General features: G+C 67.1%; 25 protein-coding genes and 1 riboswitch. Of the genes, 9 read left to right on the top strand and 16 right to left on the bottom strand.

The genetic code is table 11. The features are described 5' to 3' along the window. Window positions 1-77 precede the first annotated feature (77 nt). Both ACFPPB_RS13535 and ACFPPB_RS13530 read left to right on the top strand, forming a co-directional pair. The gene (locus tag ACFPPB_RS13535; protein ID WP_377327938.1) at window positions 78-719 is read left to right on the top strand and encodes a class I SAM-dependent methyltransferase; all 642 of its coding nucleotides are present in this window, start codon (window positions 78-80) and stop codon (window positions 717-719) included. A gap of 17 nt (window positions 720-736) precedes the next feature. Further along, a complete protein-coding gene (locus ACFPPB_RS13530; protein ID WP_377327936.1) occupies window positions 737-952 on the top strand; it encodes a hypothetical protein in 216 nt (71 codons plus the stop codon). Window positions 953-1,034: 82 nt separating this feature from the next. On the opposite strand, the gene ACFPPB_RS13525 is transcribed toward ACFPPB_RS13530, so the two are convergent. Then, window positions 1,035-2,165 carry a PilT/PilU family type 4a pilus ATPase gene (locus ACFPPB_RS13525; RefSeq protein WP_377327934.1) on the bottom strand — a complete coding sequence of 377 codons (1,131 nt, stop codon included), beginning with the start codon at window positions 2,163-2,165 and terminating at the stop codon, window positions 1,035-1,037. Between the two features lie 197 nt (window positions 2,166-2,362). Next, complete coding sequence (locus tag ACFPPB_RS13520) at window positions 2,363-3,259, bottom strand: LysR family transcriptional regulator (RefSeq protein WP_377327932.1); 897 nt, start codon at window positions 3,257-3,259, stop codon at window positions 2,363-2,365. A gap of 90 nt (window positions 3,260-3,349) precedes the next feature. On the opposite strand from ACFPPB_RS13520, the gene ACFPPB_RS13515 reads away from it, so the two are divergent. Continuing rightward, complete coding sequence (locus ACFPPB_RS13515) at window positions 3,350-4,423, top strand: NAD-dependent epimerase/dehydratase family protein (RefSeq protein ID WP_377327930.1); 1,074 nt, start codon at window positions 3,350-3,352, stop codon at window positions 4,421-4,423. Between the two features lie 39 nt (window positions 4,424-4,462). Here the strand turns inward: ACFPPB_RS13515 and ACFPPB_RS13510 are convergent, their stop codons facing one another. From ACFPPB_RS13510 to ACFPPB_RS13470, 9 genes are all read right to left on the bottom strand, one after another. After that, complete coding sequence (locus ACFPPB_RS13510) at window positions 4,463-4,987, bottom strand: phosphatidylglycerophosphatase A family protein (RefSeq protein WP_377327928.1); 525 nt, start codon at window positions 4,985-4,987, stop codon at window positions 4,463-4,465. Continuing rightward, entirely contained in the window at window positions 4,984-5,952 is a 969-nt protein-coding gene (thiL, locus tag ACFPPB_RS13505; RefSeq protein WP_377327926.1) for a thiamine-phosphate kinase, read from the bottom strand. Before thiL ends, ACFPPB_RS13510 begins: the two co-directional genes overlap by 4 nt. Window positions 5,953-5,978: 26 nt before the next feature. After that, complete coding sequence (locus ACFPPB_RS13500; RefSeq protein WP_377327924.1) at window positions 5,979-6,527, bottom strand: GNAT family N-acetyltransferase; 549 nt, start codon at window positions 6,525-6,527, stop codon at window positions 5,979-5,981. Next, the gene (gene nusB, locus ACFPPB_RS13495) at window positions 6,527-6,973 is read right to left on the bottom strand and encodes a transcription antitermination factor NusB (protein ID WP_377327922.1); all 447 of its coding nucleotides are present in this window, start codon (window positions 6,971-6,973) and stop codon (window positions 6,527-6,529) included. Before nusB ends, ACFPPB_RS13500 begins: the two co-directional genes overlap by 1 nt. After that, on the bottom strand, window positions 6,970-7,434 hold the full coding sequence (ribH, locus tag ACFPPB_RS13490) for a 6,7-dimethyl-8-ribityllumazine synthase (protein WP_377327920.1): 465 nt from the start codon (window positions 7,432-7,434) through the stop codon (window positions 6,970-6,972). The genes nusB and ribH overlap by 4 nt, the downstream gene beginning before the upstream one ends. A gap of 45 nt (window positions 7,435-7,479) precedes the next feature. Next, the gene (gene ldcA / locus ACFPPB_RS13485; RefSeq protein ID WP_377327918.1) at window positions 7,480-8,430 is read right to left on the bottom strand and encodes a muramoyltetrapeptide carboxypeptidase; all 951 of its coding nucleotides are present in this window, start codon (window positions 8,428-8,430) and stop codon (window positions 7,480-7,482) included. A gap of 216 nt (window positions 8,431-8,646) precedes the next feature. After that, window positions 8,647-9,738, bottom strand: a complete 1,092-nt coding sequence (ribBA, locus tag ACFPPB_RS13480; protein WP_377327916.1) for a bifunctional 3,4-dihydroxy-2-butanone-4-phosphate synthase/GTP cyclohydrolase II — start codon at window positions 9,736-9,738, stop codon at window positions 8,647-8,649. Between the two features lie 116 nt (window positions 9,739-9,854). Continuing rightward, a complete protein-coding gene (locus tag ACFPPB_RS13475; protein WP_377327914.1) occupies window positions 9,855-10,493 on the bottom strand; it encodes a riboflavin synthase in 639 nt (212 codons plus the stop codon). 130 nt (window positions 10,494-10,623) lie between these two features. After that, window positions 10,624-10,803, bottom strand: a riboswitch (FMN riboswitch). A gap of 97 nt (window positions 10,804-10,900) precedes the next feature. Next, window positions 10,901-11,821 carry a LysR family transcriptional regulator gene (locus ACFPPB_RS13470; RefSeq protein ID WP_377327912.1) on the bottom strand — a complete coding sequence of 307 codons (921 nt, stop codon included), beginning with the start codon at window positions 11,819-11,821 and terminating at the stop codon, window positions 10,901-10,903. Between the two features lie 97 nt (window positions 11,822-11,918). Here ACFPPB_RS13470 and ACFPPB_RS13465 point away from each other — a divergent pair, with 97 nt between their 5' ends. Continuing rightward, complete coding sequence (locus ACFPPB_RS13465; protein WP_377327910.1) at window positions 11,919-12,929, top strand: zinc-dependent alcohol dehydrogenase family protein; 1,011 nt, start codon at window positions 11,919-11,921, stop codon at window positions 12,927-12,929. A 10-nt stretch (window positions 12,930-12,939) separates the two neighbouring features. On the opposite strand, the gene ribD is transcribed toward ACFPPB_RS13465, so the two are convergent. The 4 genes from ribD to glyA all read right to left on the bottom strand — a co-directional run bounded on the left by ribD (window position 12,940) and on the right by glyA (window position 16,576). Further along, on the bottom strand, window positions 12,940-14,001 hold the full coding sequence (ribD, locus tag ACFPPB_RS13460; protein WP_377327954.1) for a bifunctional diaminohydroxyphosphoribosylaminopyrimidine deaminase/5-amino-6-(5-phosphoribosylamino)uracil reductase RibD: 1,062 nt from the start codon (window positions 13,999-14,001) through the stop codon (window positions 12,940-12,942). 88 nt (window positions 14,002-14,089) lie between these two features. Further along, entirely contained in the window at window positions 14,090-14,611 is a 522-nt protein-coding gene (gene nrdR, locus ACFPPB_RS13455) for a transcriptional regulator NrdR (RefSeq protein ID WP_377327908.1), read from the bottom strand. Between the two features lie 2 nt (window positions 14,612-14,613). Next, window positions 14,614-15,312, bottom strand: coding sequence for a CTP synthase C-terminal region-related (seleno)protein (locus ACFPPB_RS13450; protein ID WP_377327906.1), 699 nt, complete (start codon window positions 15,310-15,312; stop codon window positions 14,614-14,616). Between the two features lie 10 nt (window positions 15,313-15,322). Further along, window positions 15,323-16,576 carry a serine hydroxymethyltransferase gene (glyA, locus tag ACFPPB_RS13445; protein WP_377327904.1) on the bottom strand — a complete coding sequence of 418 codons (1,254 nt, stop codon included), beginning with the start codon at window positions 16,574-16,576 and terminating at the stop codon, window positions 15,323-15,325. A gap of 172 nt (window positions 16,577-16,748) precedes the next feature. On the opposite strand from glyA, the gene ACFPPB_RS13440 reads away from it, so the two are divergent. The 5 genes from ACFPPB_RS13440 to pyrF all read left to right on the top strand — a co-directional run bounded on the left by ACFPPB_RS13440 (window position 16,749) and on the right by pyrF (window position 22,038). Next, a complete protein-coding gene (locus tag ACFPPB_RS13440) occupies window positions 16,749-17,753 on the top strand; it encodes an aldo/keto reductase (protein ID WP_377327902.1) in 1,005 nt (334 codons plus the stop codon). Between the two features lie 40 nt (window positions 17,754-17,793). Next, window positions 17,794-18,690, top strand: a complete 897-nt coding sequence (locus ACFPPB_RS13435; RefSeq protein WP_377327900.1) for an NmrA family NAD(P)-binding protein — start codon at window positions 17,794-17,796, stop codon at window positions 18,688-18,690. Further along, window positions 18,687-19,337, top strand: coding sequence for a TetR/AcrR family transcriptional regulator (locus tag ACFPPB_RS13430; protein ID WP_377327898.1), 651 nt, complete (start codon window positions 18,687-18,689; stop codon window positions 19,335-19,337). Before ACFPPB_RS13435 ends, ACFPPB_RS13430 begins: the two co-directional genes overlap by 4 nt. A 108-nt stretch (window positions 19,338-19,445) precedes the next feature. Further along, a complete protein-coding gene (gene ettA, locus ACFPPB_RS13425; RefSeq protein ID WP_377327897.1) occupies window positions 19,446-21,113 on the top strand; it encodes an energy-dependent translational throttle protein EttA in 1,668 nt (555 codons plus the stop codon). Between the two features lie 106 nt (window positions 21,114-21,219). After that, a complete protein-coding gene (pyrF, locus tag ACFPPB_RS13420) occupies window positions 21,220-22,038 on the top strand; it encodes an orotidine-5'-phosphate decarboxylase (RefSeq protein ID WP_377327895.1) in 819 nt (272 codons plus the stop codon). Between the two features lie 35 nt (window positions 22,039-22,073). Here pyrF and ACFPPB_RS13415 read toward each other — a convergent pair whose 3' ends face one another. Next, window positions 22,074-22,304: a hypothetical protein gene (locus tag ACFPPB_RS13415; protein ID WP_377327893.1), complete on the bottom strand. Its 231-nt coding sequence runs from the start codon at window positions 22,302-22,304 to the stop codon at window positions 22,074-22,076. Between the last annotated feature and the right edge of the window lie 51 nt (window positions 22,305-22,355).

Below are 22,355 nucleotides of genomic sequence, written 5' to 3'. Positions count from 1 at the left end.
CTGTCCTTCTCGTGTCGACCGATCAGTATCACATTAGCGCACCACCGCAGAAGCGGCGATCGCACGGCACGCTGATCATGACCGAATCAACACCCGCCACGAAAGGACTCGTCCTGCACTCGCATGCGCGCTACTACGACTTCGTCGTGCGACTGCTGACGCTGGGACATGGCCATGCCCTGCACGAGCGGCTCGTCGGGCTCGCGGGACTGGCTCCCGGCGAGGCGGTGCTAGACGTCGGCTGCGGAACGGGCTCGCTCGCACTGGCTGCCAAGGCCCGCGTCGGAGCCGGCGGCACGGTGCACGGCATCGATGCTTCGAGGGAAATGATCGAGCAAGCCTCGCGCAAAGCCCGAAGGCGCCGCATGCCGGTGGGCTTCCGGATCGCTTCGGTGGAAACACTGCCGTTTCCCGACGGCAGCTTCGACGTCGTGTTCAGCACCTTGATGCTCCATCATCTGCCGCGGCCGCTTCGGCGCGCATGCGCCATCGAGATAACGCGGGTGCTCAGGCCCGGCGGACGCGTTCTCATGGCCGACTTCCGGGTGCCCACACGCCGGCGCGGGGGCTGGCTGGGGCGCCTTCATCGCCACGGCTCCGTCACGGCGGAGGAAGTGCGCGAGCTTCTTGTCGGCCGCGGTTTCCACGTGCTGGAGAGTGGTGATGTCGGCATCGGCGATCTGCATTTCACTTTGGCGTCGCGGGAAGGTCATCGATGAGGCATGGTCGTCGGAACATGCCCACCTGGCTGGTCGCCATCGGCATCGCCGTGGCCCTTGCCGTGCACGTCGCGCTGCTGCTTCGCCCGGGTACGTACGTAACGTCGGCGGGCGCGCTGGCCTTCGCCGCACTGGTCATCGTTGCCAAGCACCTCGGCGTGGTGCGATGGCCACGCCGACAGGCGCAAGATCCCGACTCCGCATCGGCGCACGAGGATGAAACATCGCCGTGACGACTGTACTGCGCAGCTGCCGACGCGCGGCGATCGTGGACAGGCCGAAAATACCGCGACATACCGTCCGCGGCGAGTGCGCTCACCTGCCCAGCTGCAAGGACAGCGGTACATCCACACCCTCGATAACCCCGCGTGCGCTTTCATTCGGCACGGGCCCCTGCAGGCGGACACGGAGAGCCAGATCCGTACGCGAATCGGCATGTTCCAGCGCTTCGGCATAACCGATCGTGCCGGCGGCATAGAGCGCATACAGTGCCTGATCGAAGGTCTGCATACCCACTTCGGCGTTCTGCTTCATGGCCTCGCGAATCGTCGCGATCTCGCCCTTCTCGATCAGATCCGACATGTAGGCGGTGACCAGCAACAGTTCGACCGCCGGGACGCGCGTGCCGTCCACCGCGTGCAACAGCCGCTGCGAGACGACGGCCTTGAGGTTGAGCGAAAGATCGATCAGCAACTGGTGTCGCGCGGTGTCGGGAAAGAAGTTGAGGATGCGGTCCAGCGTCTGATTCGCGTTGTTGGCATGCAGCGTGGAGAGGCACAAGTGGCCGGTCTCCGCGTAGGCGATCGCCTGCTGCATGGTTTCACGGTCGCGGATCTCGCCGATCATGATCACGTTGGGCGCCTCGCGCATGGCGTTTCGCAGCGCGTTGGCATAGCTCAATGTGTCGATACCGACCTCGCGCTGATCGATGATCGACTGATGGTGTTCATGCAGATATTCGACCGGATCCTCGATCGTGAGGATATGGCCGGCGCGATTTCGATTCCGATAATCGAGCATCGAGGCCAACGTGGTCGACTTGCCCGAACCGGAAGCGCCTACCACCAGGATCAGCCCGCGCGGGAGCATCACCAGATCGCGCAAGGTCGCCGGCAACCGCAGGCTGCCGATCGAAGGAATCTCGGTGGAGATGTAGCGGATCGCAATCGCGATCTCGCTGCGCTGCCGATAGATATTGACGCGGAAGCGGCCGACCCCTGCCGGGGCTATGCCGAGATTCATCTCCAGGGTGGATTCGAAGTCCTTCTGCTGCCGATCGCTCATCACCGAGTAGGCGATGGCACGCGTGTCGCCGGGGCTGAGCGCCTTGTCGCCCAGGAAGCGCTGGACGCCCGCCACGACGATCGCCGGCGGCGCTCCATGGCTCAAGTACAGATCGGACGCACGCTCGGCCGCCATGGTCGCGAGCAGATCGGAAATATCCATACCGTAACTCCTCGCGGCGAATAATCACCGTGCGTTCCGCCCACTCTAGGACGGCGTCTTCCCGACGGCAAGAATCGTCGCCCGGGGCGGCCAGCCTGAAATGGAGTCCGTTCGACAATCCAGCGCGGATGGCGACCATCCACTGCATCGATTAATGGAATCCGCAGTCGAAAGCAAGCATCGTGGGCCGCCTCCGGTCACGCCCGGCCACCCACATAAGCACCGAGCGTCCGCGCCAGATGGTCGTACAGCAAACGCACGCGTCGACTCGTGCGCAAGTCCTCGTGCATCACCAGCCAGGTGTCGAGTTCGAGTGCAAACACATCCGGCAGCAGGTGCACCAGCTGGCGATCGCGCCGCGCGATCGGGCACTGGCAGATGCCGATGCCGAAGCCGGCGCGGATCGCGGCCAGCTGGGCGAGGTCGTTGTCGGTGCGCAGGGCGAAGTCCTCGCGCGAGAACGGGAGCCGGCTGCGCAGGGCGCGCAGGGCGGGCGTTTCGCGGTCGAAGCCGATCAAGGCATGCTGCTGCAGGTCCGCCACCGTCAGGGGACGGCCGTACGTCTTGAGATACGAGCGGTGCGCGTGCAGCCCCAGCGGAATGCCGCCGACGCGGCGCGCGACCAATGCGGCCTGCGCCGGGCGCAGCATGCGCACGGCGATGTCGGCGTCCTTGCGCAGCAGATCCTCGGACTGGTTGGACAGCGACAGCTCGATGACGATGCCGGGATGCTGCCGCCGGAACGCCGCCAGCATCAGCGGCAACACCTCGGCGCCCACCACTTCGCTGCAGGTCAGGCGCACCACGCCGCGAATTTCCTGATTGCTCGCGGACGCCGCGCGCCGCAGCGCCGCCGAAGCCGCGGCCATCGCTTGCGCGTGCGGCACCAGTTCGTGCGCGTTCTCGGTCGGCGTGAGCCCCAGCGGCGAACGAGTGAACAGCGCCACGCCAAGGTCCGCTTCCAGTTGCCGCACATGCCGCCCGAGGCTGGGCTGGGTCATGCCCAGCGCCCGCGCAGCGGCGGACAGGCTGCCCTCTCGCATGACCGCGAGGAAAGAGCGGTACAAGTCCCATCCGGGCTCGTTCGTCGTCATGCATTTATGTATAGCAGAAGTTCGATCCTGGCGAATTTTCATCGAGGCACGTCGAGGTCATGCTGGGCCCACCTTGAAAGGAGAACCTACATGAACAAGCCACGTATCGCGTTGATCCTGGGAGCCACCGGCGGCGCCGGCGGCGAAATCGCCGCCGCCCTGCGGCGGCGCGGCTGGCAAGTGCGCGCGCTGGTGCGCGATCCCGCGCGGCCCCGGCCGTCGACAGATATGCTGTCGGCGGACATCGAATGGCGCACGGGCGATGCCATGAACGCCGCCGACGTGGCGCAGGCGGCACGCGGCGTGGATGTGATCGTCCACGCGGTCAATCCGCCGGGCTACCGCGACTGGCACAAGCTGGTGCTGCCGATGCTGGACAACACGATCGCGGCGGCGCGCGCCGTCGGTGCACGCATCGTGCTGCCCGGCACCGTCTACAACTTCGCTCCGGACGCGCTGCCGCTGCTGCACGAGGATTCGCCGCAACAGCCGCGGACCCGCAAGGGCGCGATCCGGGTGGAACTGGAACGCCGCCTGCAACAGGCGTCGGCCGATGGCGTGCGCTCGCTGATCCTGCGCTGCGGCGACTTCTTCGGTCCGCACGCCGGCAACAACTGGTTCGCGGCGATGGTGAAGCCGGGCCGGCCGGCGCGCTCGATCGTTTATCCGGGCGAGCGCGCGCTTCGCCATGCCTGGGCCTATCTGCCCGACGTCGGCGAAACCGTGGCTCGTCTGCTGGAACGCGAGGACGAACTGGCCGTGTTCGAACGCTTCCACTTCGGTGGCCACTGGGTCGACGGCAACGCCATGACGGACACCATCCGCCGCGCCGTGGACAATCCGAAGCTCCCGGTCCGGGCCTTTCCCTGGTGGCTGGCGACACTCGCCTCCCCGTTCGTGACGCTATTCCGCGAGCTGCGCGAAATGCGCTACCTGTGGCAACAGCCGCTGCAACTGGACAACCGCAAGCTGGCCGCGTTCCTCGGCAGCGAGCCGCACACCGGACTGGATCGGGCGGTCGAGGCGACCTTGCGCGGGCGGCGCTGCATCGACCGCGAGACAAGCGCCCTTGGCGCGATCTTGCAGGAGCGCACTAATGCGCGATGCTCCTGGCGTCGAGATGGCAAAAGCATCGCGACTGAAGTCGCTCCTACAAAAGACTGAAGACACAAGACACAGGAGCATCGCGCACAGGGTGCGCTCCTACGGCAGGAAATGCAGTCCGCAGGCCAGCACGATCGCGGCGAAGATGCCGGCGAGCACGTCGTCGATCATCACGCCCATGCCGCCTTTCACGCGCCGGTCCAGCCAGCGGATCGGCCACGGCTTCCACACGTCGAACAGGCGGAACAGCACGAAGCCGATCGCCGGCATCCACCACGCGGCGGCGCCGTTCGGCAAAAGTGCGGGAATCAGCAGCGGCAGCAGCGCGATCCACTGGCCGATGAATTCGTCCCACACCAGGCTGCGGTGATCGTCCACGCCCAGCGCGCGGCCGGCCACGTCGCATGCCCACACGCCCGTGCCGAAGCCGGCCAGCAACACGGCCAGATACAGCGGCAGCGACAGTTCGCGCAGCAGCAGCCAGGGCAGCAGTGCGGCCAGCGAACCGAACGTGCCTTGCGCGACGGGAGCGAGCCCCGAGCCGAAACCGCAGGCCAGCCAGCCGGCCGGCGTGGCCAGCAAGGCGCGGCGTTGTTCTGCGCCGAGCGTTTTCTTCGCGCTCACGCGAAATGCTCCCAGCCCGGATGGTCTGTCGCCAGCCACTCGCCATCGGTGCCGCGCACGCGCACGCCGGCGCCTTCCACGATGCGGCCGATCCTGGTCGCGCCGCAGCCCAGTCGCGACAGATCGGCCTGCACGTCGGCGAGCCGCTGTGCGGGCACGCTGAAGCACAGCTCGTAATCGTCGCCGCCGCTCAGCGCGAACTGCAGCGCGCCGGCTTCGTCGTACAACGCCATCAGCGCCGGCGAGCGCGGCAGCAGCGCAGCATCGATCTCGGCACCGACGCCGCTGGCCGCGCAGATATGGCCCAGATCGGCGAGCAGGCCGTCGGAGATATCGATGCAGGCGCTCGCCTGGCCGCGCAAGGCGGCACCCACGGACAGACGTGGCGTAGGCAGATTGAGCCGCCCGATCAGGAAGTCGCGCAGACCGGCACGGCCGTCACCATCGTCCAGCGGGTGTTGCAGCGCATGCAGTCCGGCGGCGGCATCGCCCAGCGTGCCGGTGACCAACACCGCATCGCCGACCCTCGCACCGGTACGGGTCAGCGCCTTTCCCGGTGGCACGAAGCCGTGCACGGCCACACTGATGGTCAACGGTCCGCGGGTGGTGTCGCCGCCGACCAGCGCGAGCCGGTGCGATTGCGCCAGCTTCGCAAACCCTTCGGCAAGGCCCTCGACGAAGGCGACATCGGCGTTCGGCAAGGTCAGCGCCAGCAGCGCCCAGGCGGGACTGGCGCCCATCGCCGCCAGATCGGACAGGTTCACCGCCAGCGCCTTCCAGCCGATATCGGCAGCGGCGGTGCCGCGCGGGAAATGCACGCCCTCGACCAGCGTGTCGATCGCGACCGCCAGCTCCTGTCCGGCAGGTACCGCGAGCACGGCGGCGTCGTCGCCGATCCCCAGCCGCACGTCGTCGCGCGGCTGGATCGTGCGCCGACGGATCAGTTCAATCAGATCGAATTCCATCAACGGATCGCCCGAGGGGAAGCTGGCTAACGGGTAAAAACGAGGGTGGGACTGTCGTGGTAGACCGATGGCTGCCACAGGCGGAAGCCGGCTTTCTCGGCCACCCGGATCGAGGGCAGGTTCTCGGGCGAGATGATGCACACCACGCGCAGGTCGGGAAAATGCGCGTGGCTCCACGCACTGATCGCCGCCACCGCCTCACTGGCGTAACCGTTGCCATGCGCCTGCGGCGCCAGCACCCAGCCGAATTCCAGCATGCCGCGCAGCGACGGCTGCAGGTCGCGCTTGAAATCGGCAAAGCCGATATCGCCGATGTAGCGGCCGCTGTGTTTCTCCTCGACCGCCCAGTAGCCGTAGCCGAGCAGGCTCCATAGCCCGACGTACTGCAGCAGGCGCTTCCAGACTTCCTCGGCCGTGAACGGGCGGCCGCCGATATAGCGGACCACCTCGGGATCGGACCAGATCGCCATGCAGGCGGCGTAGTCATCCGCCCGGTGGGCACGCAGCCGCAACCGCTCGGTTTCGAGCACCGGCACCTGTTCGGCGGACGGCGAATCTGCCGCGACGGAGGACATCAGCCCCGCTTCTCGACCGCGCGCAGGCTGCCGGCAAGCTTGTCCAGCACGCCGTTGACGTAGCTGTGGCCATGATCGGCGCCGAAACGCTTGGTAACTTCGATCGCCTCGTTGATGACCACGCGGTACGGCACGTCGGGGCGGTATTTCAACTCGTACGCGGCCAGGCGCAACGCGGCGCGTTCGATCGGATCGATCTGCGCGACCTCGCGGTCGATGTGCGGGCGCAGGCATTCGTCGAGCACGGCGACATGGGTTTCCACGCCATGCAGCAGATCCTCGAAGTACTCGAGATCGGCCACTTCCATGTCCTGCTCGTGGCGGAACTGGTCGATCACCGCGTTCATGTGGCTGCCGCTCATCTGCCACGCATACAGCGCCTGCAAGGCGCGGCGGCGGGCGCGCGAGCGGGCGGCCAGATCGAGTCCCTGCGGCGGCTGGCTCATCCCAGCTTCCCGTACAGGTCGACCATTTCCAGCGCGGCGATCGCCGCATCGGCGCCCTTGTTGCCGGCCTTGGTGCCCGAGCGCTCGATCGCCTGCTCGATGCTGTCGGTGGTCAGCACGCCGAACGCCACCGGCACGCCGGAACTGTACGCGGCCTGGGCCAGGCCCTTGGCGCATTCGCCGGCGACATAGTCGAAGTGCGGCGTGGAGCCCCGAATCACCGCGCCCAGCGCGATCACCGCCACGTACTTGCCGGAGTTCGCCAGCTTGTGCGCGGCCAGCGCGATCTCCCACGCACCCGGCACGCGAACCAGCTCGATCGCGTCCTCCTTCACGCCGTGGCGCACCAGCGCATCACGCGCGCCGGCCACCAGCGGCTCGACGACGAAGCCGTTGAAACGGCCGGCGACGATGGCAAAGCGGCCTTTCGGCGTGGCGAAATCGCCTTCGATGATCTTCATGGATTGCTGTTCCTGGGGGCGGTAAGCCCATGCTGGTCGGCTATTTTACGGGTTTTCGGCGGCGCCGGCCGGCGCCGGCCGGTCGAGGTGCGGATAGCCGACGAAATCCAGCCGCGCAAGGCCGTCCGCCACGCGCAGCCGTGCCGGCGCCCCGAACGGCAGGGTGAGTTGGTCCATCCCATGGCCGTGCGGCATGCCAGCCACGACCGGAATGCCGGCCACGGCGCGGATCTGCGCAAACGCCGCGTCCAGGTCGTAGCCGTTGTCGCGCGCACCGGGCTGGCAATGGCTGAAGTCGCCCAGCACCAGCGCCCGCTGCCGGCCAAGCACGCCGGACAGATGCAGCTGATACAGCCACCGCTCGATGCGGAACGGCGGCTCGCCGACATCTTCGACGAACAGGATGCCACCGTCGATCTGCGGGAAATACGGCGTACCGAGCAGGCTGCACAACACCGCGAGGTTGCCGCCCCACAGCGGGCCTTGCACGTCGATCCCGGTGCTCCCTGTGCCCGGCCATGCCGCGGTGGATGCCGGCGAGGTCAAGGTGCTCCAGAAGTGCCGCCAGGTGAGCTCACCGCAGGACTCCGCCCCCAGGTCCGCCAGCAGCGGCCCGCTGAACGTGCACAAGCCGCTCTTCGCATACAGCGCCAGCTGCAGCGCGGTGAAATCGCTATGCCCCACCAGCAGCGTGGACGCATCGGCCAGCCGTTCGCGCAAGGCGCCGTAGTGCAGATGCGGCAGCAGGCGCGAGGCGCCGTAGCCGCCACGGGTCACCAGCGCGATATCAGGCAATGTCTCCATCGTCGCCAGCGCGTTGATATCCGCCGCGCGCTCGGCGTCCGTGCCGGCGAAACGCTGCGCGGTTCGCTGCAATACCTCCAGGCCATCCACGACGCAGCCGGCTTCGCGCAATCGCACCACGCCGCGCGTCATCGCCACGGAGTCATACGGGTAGCCGGAGGGGGCGATCAGGCGGATATGCGTTTCGGTCATGGGCTCGGTCGGCGGGAGGAAACCGGATTATGCGGTGATGGAGCGGCTATCGCATGTATCGTATGGCGAAGGTGTGGCATGGTCGGGGCAGCGCACGGTACATGGTAGGAGCCCGCTGGCGGGCGATGCTCCTGCTCTGATTTTTCCTGTCCAACAATCATCAAAGCAAGAGCATCGCCCGCCAGCGGGCTCCTACAAAAATCAGGTCGCTGGCGGTTATACGTACTCGACCACTTCCAGATCGAATCCGGCCAGCGCGACCAGCTTGCGCGGCGTACCCAGCACGCGCAGCTTGTGCACGCCCAGGTCCGCCAGCATCTGCGCGCCGAGGCCGAGCTGACGCCATTCCTGCTGCTGCGCTTCCTCCGGCGCCTGCGTGCTGGGCTGGCGGTTGAGCCGGGCCAGCAGCGCTTCGGGCGTGTCTTCGCCGGACAGCACCAGCAGCACGCCGCGATCCTCGTCGGCGATGCGGCGCAGCGCCGAGGTCACGGTGAGGCCGAGATCGTCGCGCTGCAGGTGCAATACGTCGGACAGCGTGTTGCGCACATGCACTCGGGTCAGCACCGGCCTGGCGTCGTCGACCACGCCCCGCACCAGGGCGAAATGCAGGCCACGCCGTATCGCGTCGCGGTACGCATACAGGCGGAAGGTGCCGAACTCGGTCTGCACGTCTTCCTCGTGTACGCGCCGGACGGTCTTTTCGGTTTCCAGGCGATAGCGGATCAGGTCGGCGATCGAACCGATCTTCAGGCCGTGTTTGGCCGCAAAGACTTCGAGTTCCGGGCGGCGCGCCATCGAGCCGTCCTCATGCAGCACCTCGATCAACACCGCCGACGGCTCCAGCCCGGCCAGCGCGGCCAGGTCGCAACCGGCTTCGGTATGGCCGGCGCGGGTCAGCACGCCGCCCGGTTGCGCGGTCAGCGGAAAGATGTGGCCGGGCTGCGACAAGTCCTGCGGCTTCGCATCGGCCTTCACCGCCACCTGGATCGTGCGCGCGCGGTCGTGCGCGGAGATGCCGGTGGTGACGCCCTCGGCCGCCTCGATCGAGACGGTGAAGTTGGTGTGGTAGGCCGAAGTGTTGTCGCTGACCATCGGCTTCAGGCCGAGCTGCCGCGTGCGCTGTTCGGTCAAGGTGACGCAGACCAGCCCGCGCGCCTCGCGCACCATGAAGTTGATGTCTTCCGCACGTACTTTCTCGGCGGCCATGATCAGGTCGCCCTCGTTCTCGCGGTCCTCGTCGTCGAGGATCACCACCATGCGGCCGGCGCGGATGTCTTCGAGGATTTCGGGAATGGTGTTGAAGGGCATGAGGTGAAGCCTCGGAATGGATGGGTGAGAAGTGAGTGGAGAGGAGTGAGAAACGAGTGAAGAACTCCAGGCTTTCTCTCGTTTCTCACCCCTGTCCACTCTTTACTGAACTGAAGTCAAAAGCCGTGCTGCTTGAGAAACGCCTCGTCCAGCCTGGGTGTCTCGCCGCTGGACAGCAGCCGTTCGATGTAGCGCGCCACCACGTCCACTTCGATGTTCACCGCGTCGCCGACGCGGCGGGCATGGAACGCGGTGTGCTCGACCGTGTGCGGGATCAGGTTGACGCCGAAGCGGTGTCCTGCGACTTCGTTGACGGTGAGGCTGGTGCCGTCGATGCACACCGAGCCTTTCGCGGCGATGTAGCGCGAGATGGCGGCGGGCACTTCGAACGTCCAGCGCTGCGAACGGCCATCCGGCACGATCGATACCACCTTGCCGAGGCCGTCGACGTGGCCCGAAACCAGGTGGCCGCCGAGCCGGTCGGCCAGGCGCAATGCCTTTTCCAGGTTCACCGGGTCGCCGGCCTTCAACTTGCCCAGCGAGGTGAGCGAAAGCGTCTCGTTGGAAACGTCGGCGCCGAACCCGCGCGGTTCCAGCGTGACGGCGGTGAGGCAGACGCCGGAGACAGCGATCGAGTCGCCCAGCTGCACGTCGGCGAGGTCGAGGCCGGCGGTATCGACGGCTAGCCGCACGTCGCCGCCACGCGGTTCGAGCCGTGCGATGCGGCCCACGGACTGGATGATGCCGGTGAACATCAGCGCACCTCCGGATGGAGGGCGACGGACTGCATGAAGGCAATGGATTTCATGAAACGTTTCCCGCGTTGACCGATGCGAAAAACGCCTCAAGGCATGAGGCCAGGCGCACGCCGCGAAGCGTCCGCCGTGCCGTCTTCTCTTTATCCGGACTGTGAGGAAGCGGTCGCCCGTTTCCAACCGTCGGCTCCGGCATTCGACCGGATCTGCTGACCTTCCGGGTGACCGGAAGCGCTCGCGGGCTCGTTGTCGGGCGTGAGCCCTCCAACCTACCGCCGGTGGGGAATTTCGCCCCGCCCTGAAGACGTCGTGTGCTGCCGGCAAGCCGGCTGCGGCAGTCTAGCACTCCCTCCGCCATGCGCAGCCGGGAAACAGCGTTCCGTATCGCGCACGATGTGGACGGCGTTTCAATCGGTGCTCAATGCCCCGACCAGGTCGTCGATCAAGTGCCGCAGCGCCGGCGTTCGATCCGCACCGGGCAACCACAACAGGTGGATCGGCGAAGCAGAGATCTGCCAGTCCGGCAGCACTTCCACCAGACGACCTTCGGCGATCAAGGGTTCGGCCATGTAGTCGCCTTGCAAGGCGATGCCGACGCCGGCCAGCGCCGCGTCGCGCACGGCCTGCGCGTCGTTGCAGGTCAGCACAGGATCGATCCGCACCGAGCGCCGCCGGCGCTGCTGGCTGAACTGCCACAGCGTGCCGGTGCGCAGGCCGCTGAAGGCGATGCAGCGATGCGCCTTCAGGTCGGCAGGATCAGCCAGTGGCGGTCCAGACGCCAGGTACTCGGGCGAGGCGCACAGCAGGCGTCGCATCGTGCCGACCCGCCGCGCCACCCACTGCGCGTCGGCGAGCTTGCCCACGCGCACGGCAAGGTCGATCTTCGCCTCGACCATGTCGACAAAGGCATCGTCGTAGACCGCCTCCACCCGGATCAGCGGGTGACGGCGCATGAACGACGCCAGCAGCGGCGCGATGCGGTAGCGGCCGTAGGCGGCCGGCATTTGCAGGCAGAGTCGGCCGGCAGGCTCGCCATGCTGCGGGCGCAGGTCGGCCGCGAGGTCCGTTACCACGGCTTCCAGCCGCCGGCAGTGCACCAGCAATTGCTCGCCGCGCGCGGTCAGTGTCATGCGCCGGGTGCTGCGCAGGAACAACTTGCCGCCCACGGCATGCTCCAGCGCGGCGATGCGCCGACTCAGCACCGAAGGCGTGCAGCCGACCTCGCGCGCCGCCTGCGAGAAATTCAATCGCCTGGCCGCCACGGCAAAGCCGCGCAGCTCGCGCAGCTCGCGCAGGCGAGTCGGCGTGAGTTCGAATGATTTGTTCATACAGTGAATAAAAGATATGCCATGGCGACGGATTATCACCGGAACATGGCAGGCGGACCATGGCCGCACCTTCTCCTTTCGACTCAAGGAACACCACATGCGCAGCATCCAACTCACCGCGTTCGACCCGGACCACCTCGATCTCGTCGACCTGCCCGCGCCGCGGCCAGGCGCGAACGAAGTGCTGCTTCGGATGGAAGCCGCCTCGCTCAATTTCCGCGACCAGATGCTGGTCCATGGCGATCTCTACCGCGGTGTGCAGTTGCCGATCGTGCCGGTGTCCGACGGCGCCGGCACGGTGCTGGAAGTCGGCGCGGCGGTGACCCGCTTCAAGCCCGGCGACCGCGTCACCACGTTCTACAAGTCGCGCTGGCTCGCCGGCTCGATGCGGCCGGAATGGGAGGGAGCGGAAATCGGCGGCCCGTTCGACGGCGTGATGCGCGAGCTGGCCTGCTTCGATCAGTACTCGCTGGCGCGCGCCCCGGCGCACCTCTCCAGCCTGCAGGCCGCCACTCTGCCGATCGCCGCGCTCACCGCGTGGCAGGCGCTGGAGCAAGCGCACGTCACCACCGGCCAGACCGTGCTGCTGCTGGGTACGGGCGGCGTATCCATATTCGCGCTGCAGTTCGCCAAGCTGCGCGGCGCACGGGTGATCCTGCTCTCCTCCCGTGACGACAAGCTTGCGCACGGCAAGACGCTGGGAGCGGACGAGCTCATCAACTATGCCAGGCAGCCCGCATGGGGCGCGCTCGTCCGCGAAGCCAGCGGCGGAGTCGGCGTCGATGCGGTCATCGAGACCGTGGGCGGCGCCACGCTCGCGCAGTCGCTGGACGCCGTGCGCATGCACGGCTTCGTCGGACTGGTGGGTTTCGTTGGCGGGATGGACGCCACTTTGCCGCTAAGCAAGGCGATCCTCAAGCGCGTGCACCTGCAAGGCATCTCGGTGGCATCGCTGGAGGAACACGAGCGCATGGTCACGGCGATCGAGGCGACCCGCCTGGAGCCCGTGCTCGATCGGGTATTCGGCTTCGGGCAATTGCGCGAGGCCTTCGAACATCTCGCCGCCGGCAGGCACTTCGGCAAGATCGGCATCGACTTCGCGCAATGAAGCGCCCGGTTCAGGCCTGGCGCAGGCGCAAGCGCCAGTCGCGGCCCAGCATGCGCTGCTCCACCGTGCGCAGTTGCCAGCGGCCGGCCATGTCGCCGAGCGCCGGCAAGCGCAGCAGGGGACGCGCACTGTCGCCCAGCAGCACGGGTGCGATGTAAAGCAGCAGCTCATCGGCGAGGCCGGCGGCGAACAACGCGCCGCACAGGGTCGGGCCGGCCTCCACATGCACCTCGTTGCAGCCGCGGCCGGCCAGCAGGGCAAGCACGGCGGGCAGATCCAGCGCATCGTTCCGCGTGTTCAACACCATCCGTTCGACGCGCTCGAAGCGGTTGTCGGCACACGATGCCGCCGTGTCATGCAGCACCAGCGTGGGCGTCGAGCCATCCAGCACGTGGCTGCCGGCCGGCGTACGCAGCTGGCGGTCGAGGATCACGCGCAACGGCGGCGCGAATGCTTCGTCCTCTGGCCATCGCACGGTGAGGCGCGGATTGTCGGCCAGCACCGTGCCGCTGCCGCTGAGGATCGCCGAGCTGCGCGCACGCCAGCGCTGCACGTCGGCGCGCGCGGCCTCGCCGGTGATCCATTTCGATTCGCCGTTGTTCAGCGCGGTATGGCCGTCCAGACTCATCGCCAGTTTCACCCGCACGAACGGACGGCCGCGCTCGACCCGGCTGAAGAAACCGATGTTCAACTCGCGCGCGGCCTCGCGCAGCAGGCCCACGTCGACGGCGATGCCGGCGGCACGCAAGCTGGCCGTGCCACGGCCGTCGACCTGCGGAAACGGATCCTCGGCGGCGACCACCACGCGATCCACGCCGGCCGCGATCAGCGCCCGTGCGCACGGCGGCGTGCGGCCGTGGTGCGCGCACGGCTCCAGCGTGACGTAGGCGGCGGCACCCCGCGCACGGGTGCCGGCTTCGCGCAACGCGTACACCTCGGCGTGCGGCTCTCCGGTGCGCTGGTGGAAGCCCGTACCGACGACCTCGCCGCCATGTGCGATCACGCAACCGACGCGCGGATTCGGCTGGGTCGTGTAGAGGCCGCGCTCGGCCAGGCGCAGGGCATGCGCCATGTGCTGGTGATCGAGCGCGCTGAACATGGGCATGGTCGTGGACATGCGTGGCATTCTGGCAGATGCGGCGGCCGCGAGGCCGCGGGAATCAGTTCTTCTTGCCGCGCTTGATGTCGCCTTCACCGAGCAACGAAAGCTGCAGGGTCTCCAGCCCCGGAAGGTCGCGCTCCAGCTTCTCGATCTCCTCGCGGAACGCCTGCACGTCCTCGAATTTGCGGTAGACCGAGGCGAACCGCACATAGGCCACCTGGTCGAGATTTTTCAGCTCGCGCATCACCAACTCGCCGAGCTGGCGCGACGGCACTTCGCGCTCGCCGCTGCGACGCAGATCGTTGATGATGGCGCGCACCGAGGCGTCCACGTCATGGCTGACCACCGGCCGCTTCTGCAGCGCGCGCTCGAAACTCACCCGCAGCTTGCGCTCGTCGAACGCCTCGCGCCGCTCGCCGCTTTTCACGATCGTCGGCAGCTTCAGCTCGGCCGTCTCGAACGTGTTGAAGCGCTCGCCGCACTGCTCGCATTCGCGCCGGCGCCGCACGCTGCTGCCGTCCTCGGTAAGACGCGAGTCGATGACGCGAGTGTCTTCGTGCTGGCAGAAGGGACAATGCATGATCAGCCGGCAGCTATCGCCGCCTGCACGAAGGCATGCACCGCGGGCGGCAACCGGCCCTGCAGCGCGCCGCGTTCGTGCTGGAACAGCGTGGCGATGAAAAATGGATGATCGTCCAGCTCGACGCCGCGCACGTCGCCGGCGTCGTCCACCGCGTTGATACGCAGCGGACCGTTGTCGAGCACCTGGCGAAAACCGGGGCTCAGCCCGTAGTTGCAGTGATAGCCCTCGGCGATCGCCGTGGTGCCGTAGGCCTGCGCCAGCCGCGAATCCGCCACCAGCTGCACCGCATCGGTCACCTCGACCAGCGAGCACAGCAACGGCACGATCACCTGGCGCGTTGCCTGCGGCGCCGTCTCGGCGTGCTCGGCATCGTCCCATCCCAGCACGTTGCGCGCGTATTCGATCATGGCGTGCTGGAAGCCGCCGCAAGTACCCAGAAAAGGTATGTGCCGCTCGCGCGCCACACGGATCGCCGCGAGCGCGCCATCCATGCTGCGGTAGGGGCTGGCCGGAACGCACCAGAGGCCGTCGAGCTCCGCCAGCGCGGCGCCGGTGCCCACTTCATCGGTGGGCACCCAGACCGGCTCGATCGCCACACCACAGGCATCGGCGGCCATGCCCAATGCCAGCGGGATGGCGCGATGGGCGACCACATCGTCGTTGCGATCGCCGATCAGTCCGATCTGCAGTAGGTGCATGCGGGCAGACTCAGCCGTACACCGGGAACTTCTTGCATTGCGCCGTGACGTTCGCGCGTACCCTGGCGATCATCGCCTCGTCGCCCGGCGCATCCAGCACGTCGCAGATCCAGTTCGTCAGCTCGATGCAATCCGCCTCCAGATAGCCGCGGGTGGTGACGGCCGGCGTGCCGACGCGCAGACCGGAGGTGACGAACGGCTTGCGCGGATCGTTCGGCACGGCGTTCTTGTTGACGGTGATGTGTGCCTTGCCCAGCGCCTCTTCCGCGTCCTTGCCGGTGACATCCTTGCCTATCATGTCGACCAGCATCAGATGGTTCTCGGTACCGCCGGAGACGATCTTGTAGCCGCGTTCCATGAACGTCTTCGCCATCGCCTTGGCGTTCTTCACCACCTGCGTCTGGTAGGCGGTGAACGCCGGTTCCAGCGCTTCCTTGAACGCGACCGCCTTGGCCGCGATCACGTGCATCAGCGGGCCGCCCTGGATGCCGGGGAACACGATCGACTGCAGCTTCTTCTCGATCTCCTCGCCCGCACCCTTGCTCACGATGATGCCGCCGCGCGGACCGCGCAAGGTCTTGTGGGTGGTCGAGGTGACCACGTGCGCGTGCGGCAGCGGACTGGGATACACGCCGGCGGCGATCAGGCCGGCGACATGGGCCATGTCGACGAAGAACAGCGCGCCGACCGAATCGGCGATCTGGCGCATGCGCGCCCAGTCGACCACCTGCGAGTAGGCGCTGAAGCCGCCGACCAGCATCTTCGGCTTGTGCTCGGTGGCCAGGCGCTGCACTTCGTCGTAATCGATCAGGCCGTTCCCGTCGACGCCGTACTGCACCGCGTTGAACAGCTTGCCGGAAATATTGACCTTGGCGCCGTGGGTCAGATGACCGCCATGCGCCAGCGACATGCCGAGGATGGTATCGCCCGGCTGCAGCAGCGCCAGGTACACCGCCTGGTTCGCCTGCGAACCGGAATGCGGCTGCACATTCGCATAGTCGGCACCGAACAGCTGCTTGAGCCGCTCGATCGCCAGTCGCTCGGCGATGTCCACGTACTCGCAGCCGCCGTAGTAGCGCTTGCCCGGATAGCCCTCGGCGTACTTGTTGGTCAGCTTGGAACCCTGGGCTTCCATCACCCGCGGGCTGGCGTAGTTCTCCGAGGCGATCAGCTCGACGTGATCTTCCTGGCGCTGGCCTTCGTCAGCGATGGCCTTGGCCAGTTCGTCGTCGTAGCCGGCAATCGTGCAGTCCTTGGGGAACATTCTGACCTCGTGAAGTGGCGGGTGGGCAAGAGCGAAAGTGTAGCTCCGACGGGCATTTCCGGCCACTCGACGAGGTGTCGGGCGACGCTTCTTCACATAATCTGAATGACAATATTTGTAATCTGTCATTTCACCATTTACCGTCACCTCCCAATCCATGAAGGCAGCCACCATGAAACAACGCTCACTCGGCCAGCATGGCCCGCAAGTTTCCGCCCTCGGCCTCGGCTGCATGGGCATGTCCGATCTCTATGGCAAGGCCGACCGCAACACAGGTATCGCCACCGTGCATGCCGCGCTGGATGCCGGAGTGACCTTGCTCGACACCGGCGACTTCTACGGCATGGGCGACAACGAGCTGCTGCTGGGCGATGCGCTGGCCGGGCGTCCACGCGAGAGCTACCAGCTCAGCGTGAAGTTCGGCGCGCAGCGCGGCCCGGACGGGGCCTGGCTGGGCTACGACGCGCGTCCCGCGGCGCTCAAGACCGCGCTGGCCTATTCGCTGAAGCGCTTGCGCACCGACTACATCGACGTCTACCGCCCCGCCCGGCTGGACCCGAACGTGCCGATCGAGGACACCGTCGGCGCGATCGCAGAACTGGTCCAGGCCGGCTATGTGCGCCGGCTCGGCCTGTCCGAAGTGGGCGTGGAGACGATCCGCCGCGCGCACAGCGTGCTGCCGGTCGCCGACCTGCAGATCGAATACTCGCTGATCTCGCGCGGCATCGAGGATGCGATCCTGCCGGCCTGCCGCGAACTGGGCATCGCCATCACCGCCTACGGCGTGCTGTCGCGCGGACTGATCAGCGGCCACTGGGCGAAGAATCGCGGCGGCGACGCACGCGACTTCCGCCAGCACAGCCCACGCTTCCAGGGCGACAATCTCGAACGCAACCTGGCCCTGGTCGAGCTGCTGCGCCAGCTCGCAGAGGCGCGCGGAGTCAGCGTGGCGCAGCTGGCGATCGCCTGGGTGCTCGCGCGCGGCGACGACATCGTGCCGCTGGTCGGCGCGCGCACGCCCGAACGATTGAAAGAAGCGCTGGGTGCCCTGGACGTCACGCTGACTGCCGACGACCTCGCCGCCATCGAACGCGCCGTACCGCCGGGTGCGGCGGCAGGCGATCGCTACGCCGCGCCACAGATGGCGATGCTCGACAGCGAACGCGACGCGCGCTGAACCCCATCGCCCTTCCCGACTCTCACCTGAGGAAAACCGCATGTACGCCATCATGGGCATTACCGGCCAGGTCGGCGGCGCCGCCGCCAGGCATCTGCTGGACAACGGTCAGCGCGTGCGCGCCATCGTGCGCGACAAAGCAAAGGCGGCGGCCTGGGCTGCGCGCGGCGCCGACATCGCCATCGCCGAATGGTCCGATGCAGAGGCATTGGCCGCTGCGTTCAGCGGCGTCGACGGCGTGTTCGTCATGCTGCCGGCCAATTTCGCGCCCAGCCCCGATTTCGCCGAACCGCGCGCGCTGGTGCAGACCCTGATCGCTGCGCTGCGACAGGCGCAGCCGCCCAAGGTGGTCTCGTTGTCGTCCATCGGCGCCCAGCACAGCCACGGGTTGGGGCTGATCACCCAGCTGCACTTGCTGGAAAACGCGCTCGACGCCCTGCCCATGCCGCGCGCCCATGTCCGCGCCGCGTGGTTCATGGAGAACATCCGTTGGGACGTGGCGCGGGCGCAGGATGAAGGCCGCCTCGCCAGCTACCTGTACCCGCTCGATCGCGCGATACCGATGGTCGCGACCGACGACATCGGCCGCACCATCGCATGGACGCTGATGGAAACGTGGTTCGGCCGCCGCGTGATCGAAGTGGAAGGGCCTCGGCGCTACAGCCCGCTGGACATGGCCCGGGCACTGGCCGCGGTGCTCGAGCAAGACGTCGAGGCGACCGCGGTACCGCGCGAGCAATGGGCGGCACGCTTCCACAGCGAAGGCATGCCGGCCGACCGCACCGGCCCGCGCATCGCCATGCTGGACGGCATCAACAGCGGCTGGGTGGACTTCGCAGGCGGCACCACGGAGCACGTGTCGGGCCGCATCCCGCTGGGCTACGTGGCCGACGAGCTCGTCAGCGCCGGGCACGGCGTGGTTGAATCGGCGGCATGAACGACTCCGCACTCACCCCCGAACGCATCCTCGCCGCCGCCGAAGAGGTGTTGCGCCGTTACGGGCCTGGCAAGGCGACCGTGGTCGATGTGGCGCAGGCGCTCGGCGTCAGCCATGGCAGCGTGTATCGCCATTTCGCCAGCAAGGCAGCGCTGCGTGATGCCGTGCTGAGGGTCTGGCTCGAACGGATGATGGCGCCGCTGCGGGCCATCGCGGCCGCGCGTTCCTCGCCGGCGACACGGTTGCGCCATTGGCTCAGCGCATTGCGCGAAGCAAAGCGCGACAAGGTGCTGGGCGACCCCGAACTGTTCGCCACCTATGGCGCGCTGGCCGCCGACGCGCGCGAAGTGGTCGGCGAGCACGTCGATCACCTGCTGCAGCAGCTGGCGACCATCATCGCCGCCGGCATCAAGAGCGGCGACTTCCGCCAGGTCGATCCTGCCGCCACCGCAAAGGCGATTTTCGACGCCACTTCGCGCTTCCACTACCCCGGCATGGCGCACCTGTGGGCCGACCCGGGCGAGGATGCCGCGTTTGCGCAACTGCTCGACCTGCTGCTGACTGGTCTGGCAGCCGCTCCCGCTCCAGCAGGACATGCGCCCGCAGCTGCGTCCAGAACGCGCCGCAAGGCCGTGCGCCCCGACTGAAGGCGACAGCACCGGCGCCCTGCGCAGCCGCTATAATGCGCGGTTTGGCGAATTGCCTTTCCAGTGCCAGCCTCATCAGGCGGCGCGACGCACGCCTTCGGAGGCTCCATGAGTTCGCAATACATCTACACCATGAACGGGGTCAGCAAGATCGTCCCGCCCAAACGCCAGATCATCAAGGACATCTCGCTGTCCTTCTTCCCCGGTGCCAAGATCGGCCTGCTCGGCGTCAACGGCGCGGGCAAGTCCACCGTGCTGAAGATCATGGCCGGCGTGGACACCGACTTCCAGGGCGAGGCGCGCGCGCAGCCCGGCACCAAGATCGGCTACCTGGCGCAGGAGCCGCATCTGGATCCCGAAAAGACCGTGCGCGAAGTGGTCGAGGAAGGCGTAGCCGAGATCCTCGACGCGCAGAAGCGCCTCGACGAGATCTACGCCGCGTACGCCGAGGAAGGCGCCGACTTCGACAAGCTCGCCACGGAGCAGCAGAAGCTGGAAAATTTGCTCGCCGCCAACGATGCGCACGCGCTGGAGCGCCAGCTCGAAGTGGCCGCCGACGCGCTGCGCCTGCCGCCGTGGGACGCGAGGATCGGCCCGCTGTCCGGTGGCGAGAAGCGCCGCGTGGCGCTGTGCCGCCTGCTGCTGTCCAAGCCGGACATGCTGCTGCTGGACGAACCGACCAACCATCTGGACGCCGAATCCGTCGACTGGCTGGAACAATTCCTGCACGACTATCCGGGCACCGTCGTCGCGGTCACCCATGACCGCTACTTCCTCGACAACGCGGCCGAGTGGATTCTCGAGCTCGATCGCGGCCGCGGCATTCCGTGGAAGGGCAATTACACCGAGTGGCTGGAGCAGAAGGGCGAGCGCCTGGCTCGCGAAGAGGCCGCCGAGAAGGGCCGCCAGAAAGCGCTCGCGCGCGAGCTGGAGTGGGTGCGTTCGGCCGCCAAGGGTCGCCAGTCCAAGGGCAAGGCGCGCATCAACCGCTTCGAGGAACTGAACTCGGTCGAGTACCAGAAGCGCAACGAGACCAACGAACTGTATATCCCGCCGGGCGAGCGGCTGGGCCAGGAAGTGATCGAGTTCAAGAACGTCAGCAAGTCGTTCGGCGACCGCCTGCTGATCGACGATCTGTCGTTCAAGATGCCGCCGGGCGCGATCGTGGGCGTGATCGGACCCAACGGCGCCGGCAAATCCACCTTGATGAAGCTGATCACCGGCGTGGAAAAACCGGACCAGGGCGAGGTGAAGCTCGGCCACACCGTGCAACTGGCCTATGTCGACCAGTCGCGCGACAACCTCGATCCGAAGAAGAACGTGTGGCAGGAAGTCTCCGGCGGCGCCGACATCATCACCATCGGCCGCTACGAGCTGCAGTCGCGCGCGTACATCGGCCGCTTCAACTTCAAGGGCACCGATCAGCAGAAGCTGGTGGGCAGCCTTTCCGGTGGCGAGCGCGGCCGCCTGCATCTGGCCAAGACCTTGATGCAGGGCGGCAACGTGCTGCTGCTCGATGAGCCGTCCAACGATCTGGACGTGGAGACGCTGCGCGCACTGGAAGACGCGATGCTGGAATTTCCCGGCTGCGTGATGGTGATCTCGCATGACCGCTGGTTCCTCGACCGCGTCGCCACCCACATCATCGCGTTCGAAGGCGATTCGCACGTCGAGTTCTTCCCCGGCAACTACAACGAATACGAGGCCGACAAGAAGCGCCGCCTCGGCGAAGAAGGCGCGAAGCCGCACCGGGTGAAGTACAAGAAGCTGGCCTGAGAGCAGGAGTGAGAGGAGAGGAGTGAGAAAAGAGCGGAAGGCATGCGCGAACCAGCTTTCTCTCTTTTCTCACTCCTCCTCACTCACTTCTCAACCGGAGACACCGATGCACTTCATGCAGTCACTGCAGCAAGCCTGGGCCCGCAACGACTCGCTGGTCTGCGTCGGTCTCGATCCGGAGCCGGCCAAATTTCCCGTTCATCTGCGCGGCAAGCCGGATGCGGTGTTCGAATTCTGCCGCGCGATCGTCGATGCCACCGCCGATCTGGTCTGCGCGTTCAAGCCGCAGATCGCGCACTTCGCCGCGCTGCGTGCGGAAGATGCGCTGGAACGCCTGATCGCGCATATCCACCAGCAACATCCCGGCGTGCCGGTGATCCTCGACGCCAAGCGCGGCGACATCGGCAGCACCGCCCAGCATTACGTCACCGAGGCCTTCGATCGCTACGGCGCGGACGCGGTGACGCTGAACCCCTATCTCGGTCGCGACTCGGTGCAGCCGTTCCTCGATCGCGCCGACAAGGGCGTGATCTTGCTGTGCCGCACCTCCAATCCCGGCGGGGCCGACTTCCAGGCACTCGACTGCGGCGGCGCGCCGCTGTACCTGCGCGTCGCCGAAACCATCGCCCGCGAGTGGAACACGAACGACAACTGCGCCCTGGTCACCGGCGCCACCTGGCCCGAAGAACTGGGCAACGTTCGCAGCATCGTCGGTGACATGCCCTTGCTGGTCCCCGGCATCGGCGCCCAGGGCGGCGACGTGGAAGCCGTCCTGCGGCATGGCCGCACACGCGACGGCAGCGGCCTGCTGATCAGCTCCTCACGCGCGATCCTCTATGCCGGCAACGGCGAGGATTTTGCCGAGGCTGCACGTACCGCCGCGCAGGAACTGCGTGACACGATCAATCGGTACCGGCACGGCTGAGCGCACAGCGCGCGCGCCGGCCCGCGAACGGACGGTCAGCCCGCAGCCATCTTCGCCGCCTGCAGCATCTTCACCTTCAGGTCCAGCGCGTCGGCCGCGTCCAGCAGTGCGCGCGCAAAGCTGCGCACTTCGGCCGGCCGCAGGGCGTACCAGTTTCCCGTCTTGGTTTCGGCCACGTTGCGGCCCGCACGCGATACGCAGTGCGGCCGGAAAATCACCATGCCGGTGAGCGATTCCGAACTGATGTCCGCGGAAACAATCTGCATGTGCGTTTCATCTTCTTTCTTCACCGAACTTCTCCCGGGCGGATAGCCGCC

Origin of the sequence: Rhodanobacter terrae, assembly GCF_042657005.1 — a bacterium.
GTDB classification, from domain to species: domain Bacteria; phylum Pseudomonadota; class Gammaproteobacteria; order Xanthomonadales; family Rhodanobacteraceae; genus Rhodanobacter; species Rhodanobacter terrae.
This window is presented reverse-complemented; position numbering and strand designations above follow the sequence as displayed.

What these genes read in the sequence shown, in the direction of transcription:
- ACFPPB_RS13430 (WP_377327898.1), top strand. Translation starts at nt 18,687, where the DNA reads ATGAACGACTCCGCACTCACCCCCGAACGCATCCTCGCCGCCGCCGAA.
- ribD (WP_377327954.1), bottom strand. Translation starts at nt 14,001, where the DNA reads ATGGCGCATGCCCTGCGCCTGGCCGAGCGCGGCCTCTACACGACCCAG.
- ACFPPB_RS13470 (WP_377327912.1), bottom strand. Translation starts at nt 11,821, where the DNA reads ATGAACAAATCATTCGAACTCACGCCGACTCGCCTGCGCGAGCTGCGC.
- ACFPPB_RS13500 (WP_377327924.1), bottom strand. Translation starts at nt 6,527, where the DNA reads ATGTCCTCCGTCGCGGCAGATTCGCCGTCCGCCGAACAGGTGCCGGTG.
- ACFPPB_RS13535 (WP_377327938.1), top strand. Translation starts at nt 78, where the DNA reads ATGACCGAATCAACACCCGCCACGAAAGGACTCGTCCTGCACTCGCAT.
- ACFPPB_RS13475 (WP_377327914.1), bottom strand. Translation starts at nt 10,493, where the DNA reads ATGTTCACCGGCATCATCCAGTCCGTGGGCCGCATCGCACGGCTCGAA.
- ACFPPB_RS13530 (WP_377327936.1), top strand. Translation starts at nt 737, where the DNA reads ATGCCCACCTGGCTGGTCGCCATCGGCATCGCCGTGGCCCTTGCCGTG.
- thiL (WP_377327926.1), bottom strand. Translation starts at nt 5,952, where the DNA reads ATGGAATTCGATCTGATTGAACTGATCCGTCGGCGCACGATCCAGCCG.
- ACFPPB_RS13435 (WP_377327900.1), top strand. Translation starts at nt 17,794, where the DNA reads ATGTACGCCATCATGGGCATTACCGGCCAGGTCGGCGGCGCCGCCGCC.
- glyA (WP_377327904.1), bottom strand. Translation starts at nt 16,576, where the DNA reads ATGTTCCCCAAGGACTGCACGATTGCCGGCTACGACGACGAACTGGCC.
- pyrF (WP_377327895.1), top strand. Translation starts at nt 21,220, where the DNA reads ATGCACTTCATGCAGTCACTGCAGCAAGCCTGGGCCCGCAACGACTCG.
- ACFPPB_RS13450 (WP_377327906.1), bottom strand. Translation starts at nt 15,312, where the DNA reads ATGCACCTACTGCAGATCGGACTGATCGGCGATCGCAACGACGATGTG.
- ACFPPB_RS13415 (WP_377327893.1), bottom strand. Translation starts at nt 22,304, where the DNA reads ATGCAGATTGTTTCCGCGGACATCAGTTCGGAATCGCTCACCGGCATG.
- nusB (WP_377327922.1), bottom strand. Translation starts at nt 6,973, where the DNA reads ATGAGCCAGCCGCCGCAGGGACTCGATCTGGCCGCCCGCTCGCGCGCC.
- ACFPPB_RS13525 (WP_377327934.1), bottom strand. Translation starts at nt 2,165, where the DNA reads ATGGATATTTCCGATCTGCTCGCGACCATGGCGGCCGAGCGTGCGTCC.
- ettA (WP_377327897.1), top strand. Translation starts at nt 19,446, where the DNA reads ATGAGTTCGCAATACATCTACACCATGAACGGGGTCAGCAAGATCGTC.
- ribBA (WP_377327916.1), bottom strand. Translation starts at nt 9,738, where the DNA reads ATGCCCTTCAACACCATTCCCGAAATCCTCGAAGACATCCGCGCCGGC.
- ACFPPB_RS13465 (WP_377327910.1), top strand. Translation starts at nt 11,919, where the DNA reads ATGCGCAGCATCCAACTCACCGCGTTCGACCCGGACCACCTCGATCTC.
- ACFPPB_RS13440 (WP_377327902.1), top strand. Translation starts at nt 16,749, where the DNA reads ATGAAACAACGCTCACTCGGCCAGCATGGCCCGCAAGTTTCCGCCCTC.
- nrdR (WP_377327908.1), bottom strand. Translation starts at nt 14,611, where the DNA reads ATGCATTGTCCCTTCTGCCAGCACGAAGACACTCGCGTCATCGACTCG.
- ACFPPB_RS13515 (WP_377327930.1), top strand. Translation starts at nt 3,350, where the DNA reads ATGAACAAGCCACGTATCGCGTTGATCCTGGGAGCCACCGGCGGCGCC.
- ACFPPB_RS13520 (WP_377327932.1), bottom strand. Translation starts at nt 3,259, where the DNA reads ATGACGACGAACGAGCCCGGATGGGACTTGTACCGCTCTTTCCTCGCG.
- ldcA (WP_377327918.1), bottom strand. Translation starts at nt 8,430, where the DNA reads ATGACCGAAACGCATATCCGCCTGATCGCCCCCTCCGGCTACCCGTAT.
- ribH (WP_377327920.1), bottom strand. Translation starts at nt 7,434, where the DNA reads ATGAAGATCATCGAAGGCGATTTCGCCACGCCGAAAGGCCGCTTTGCC.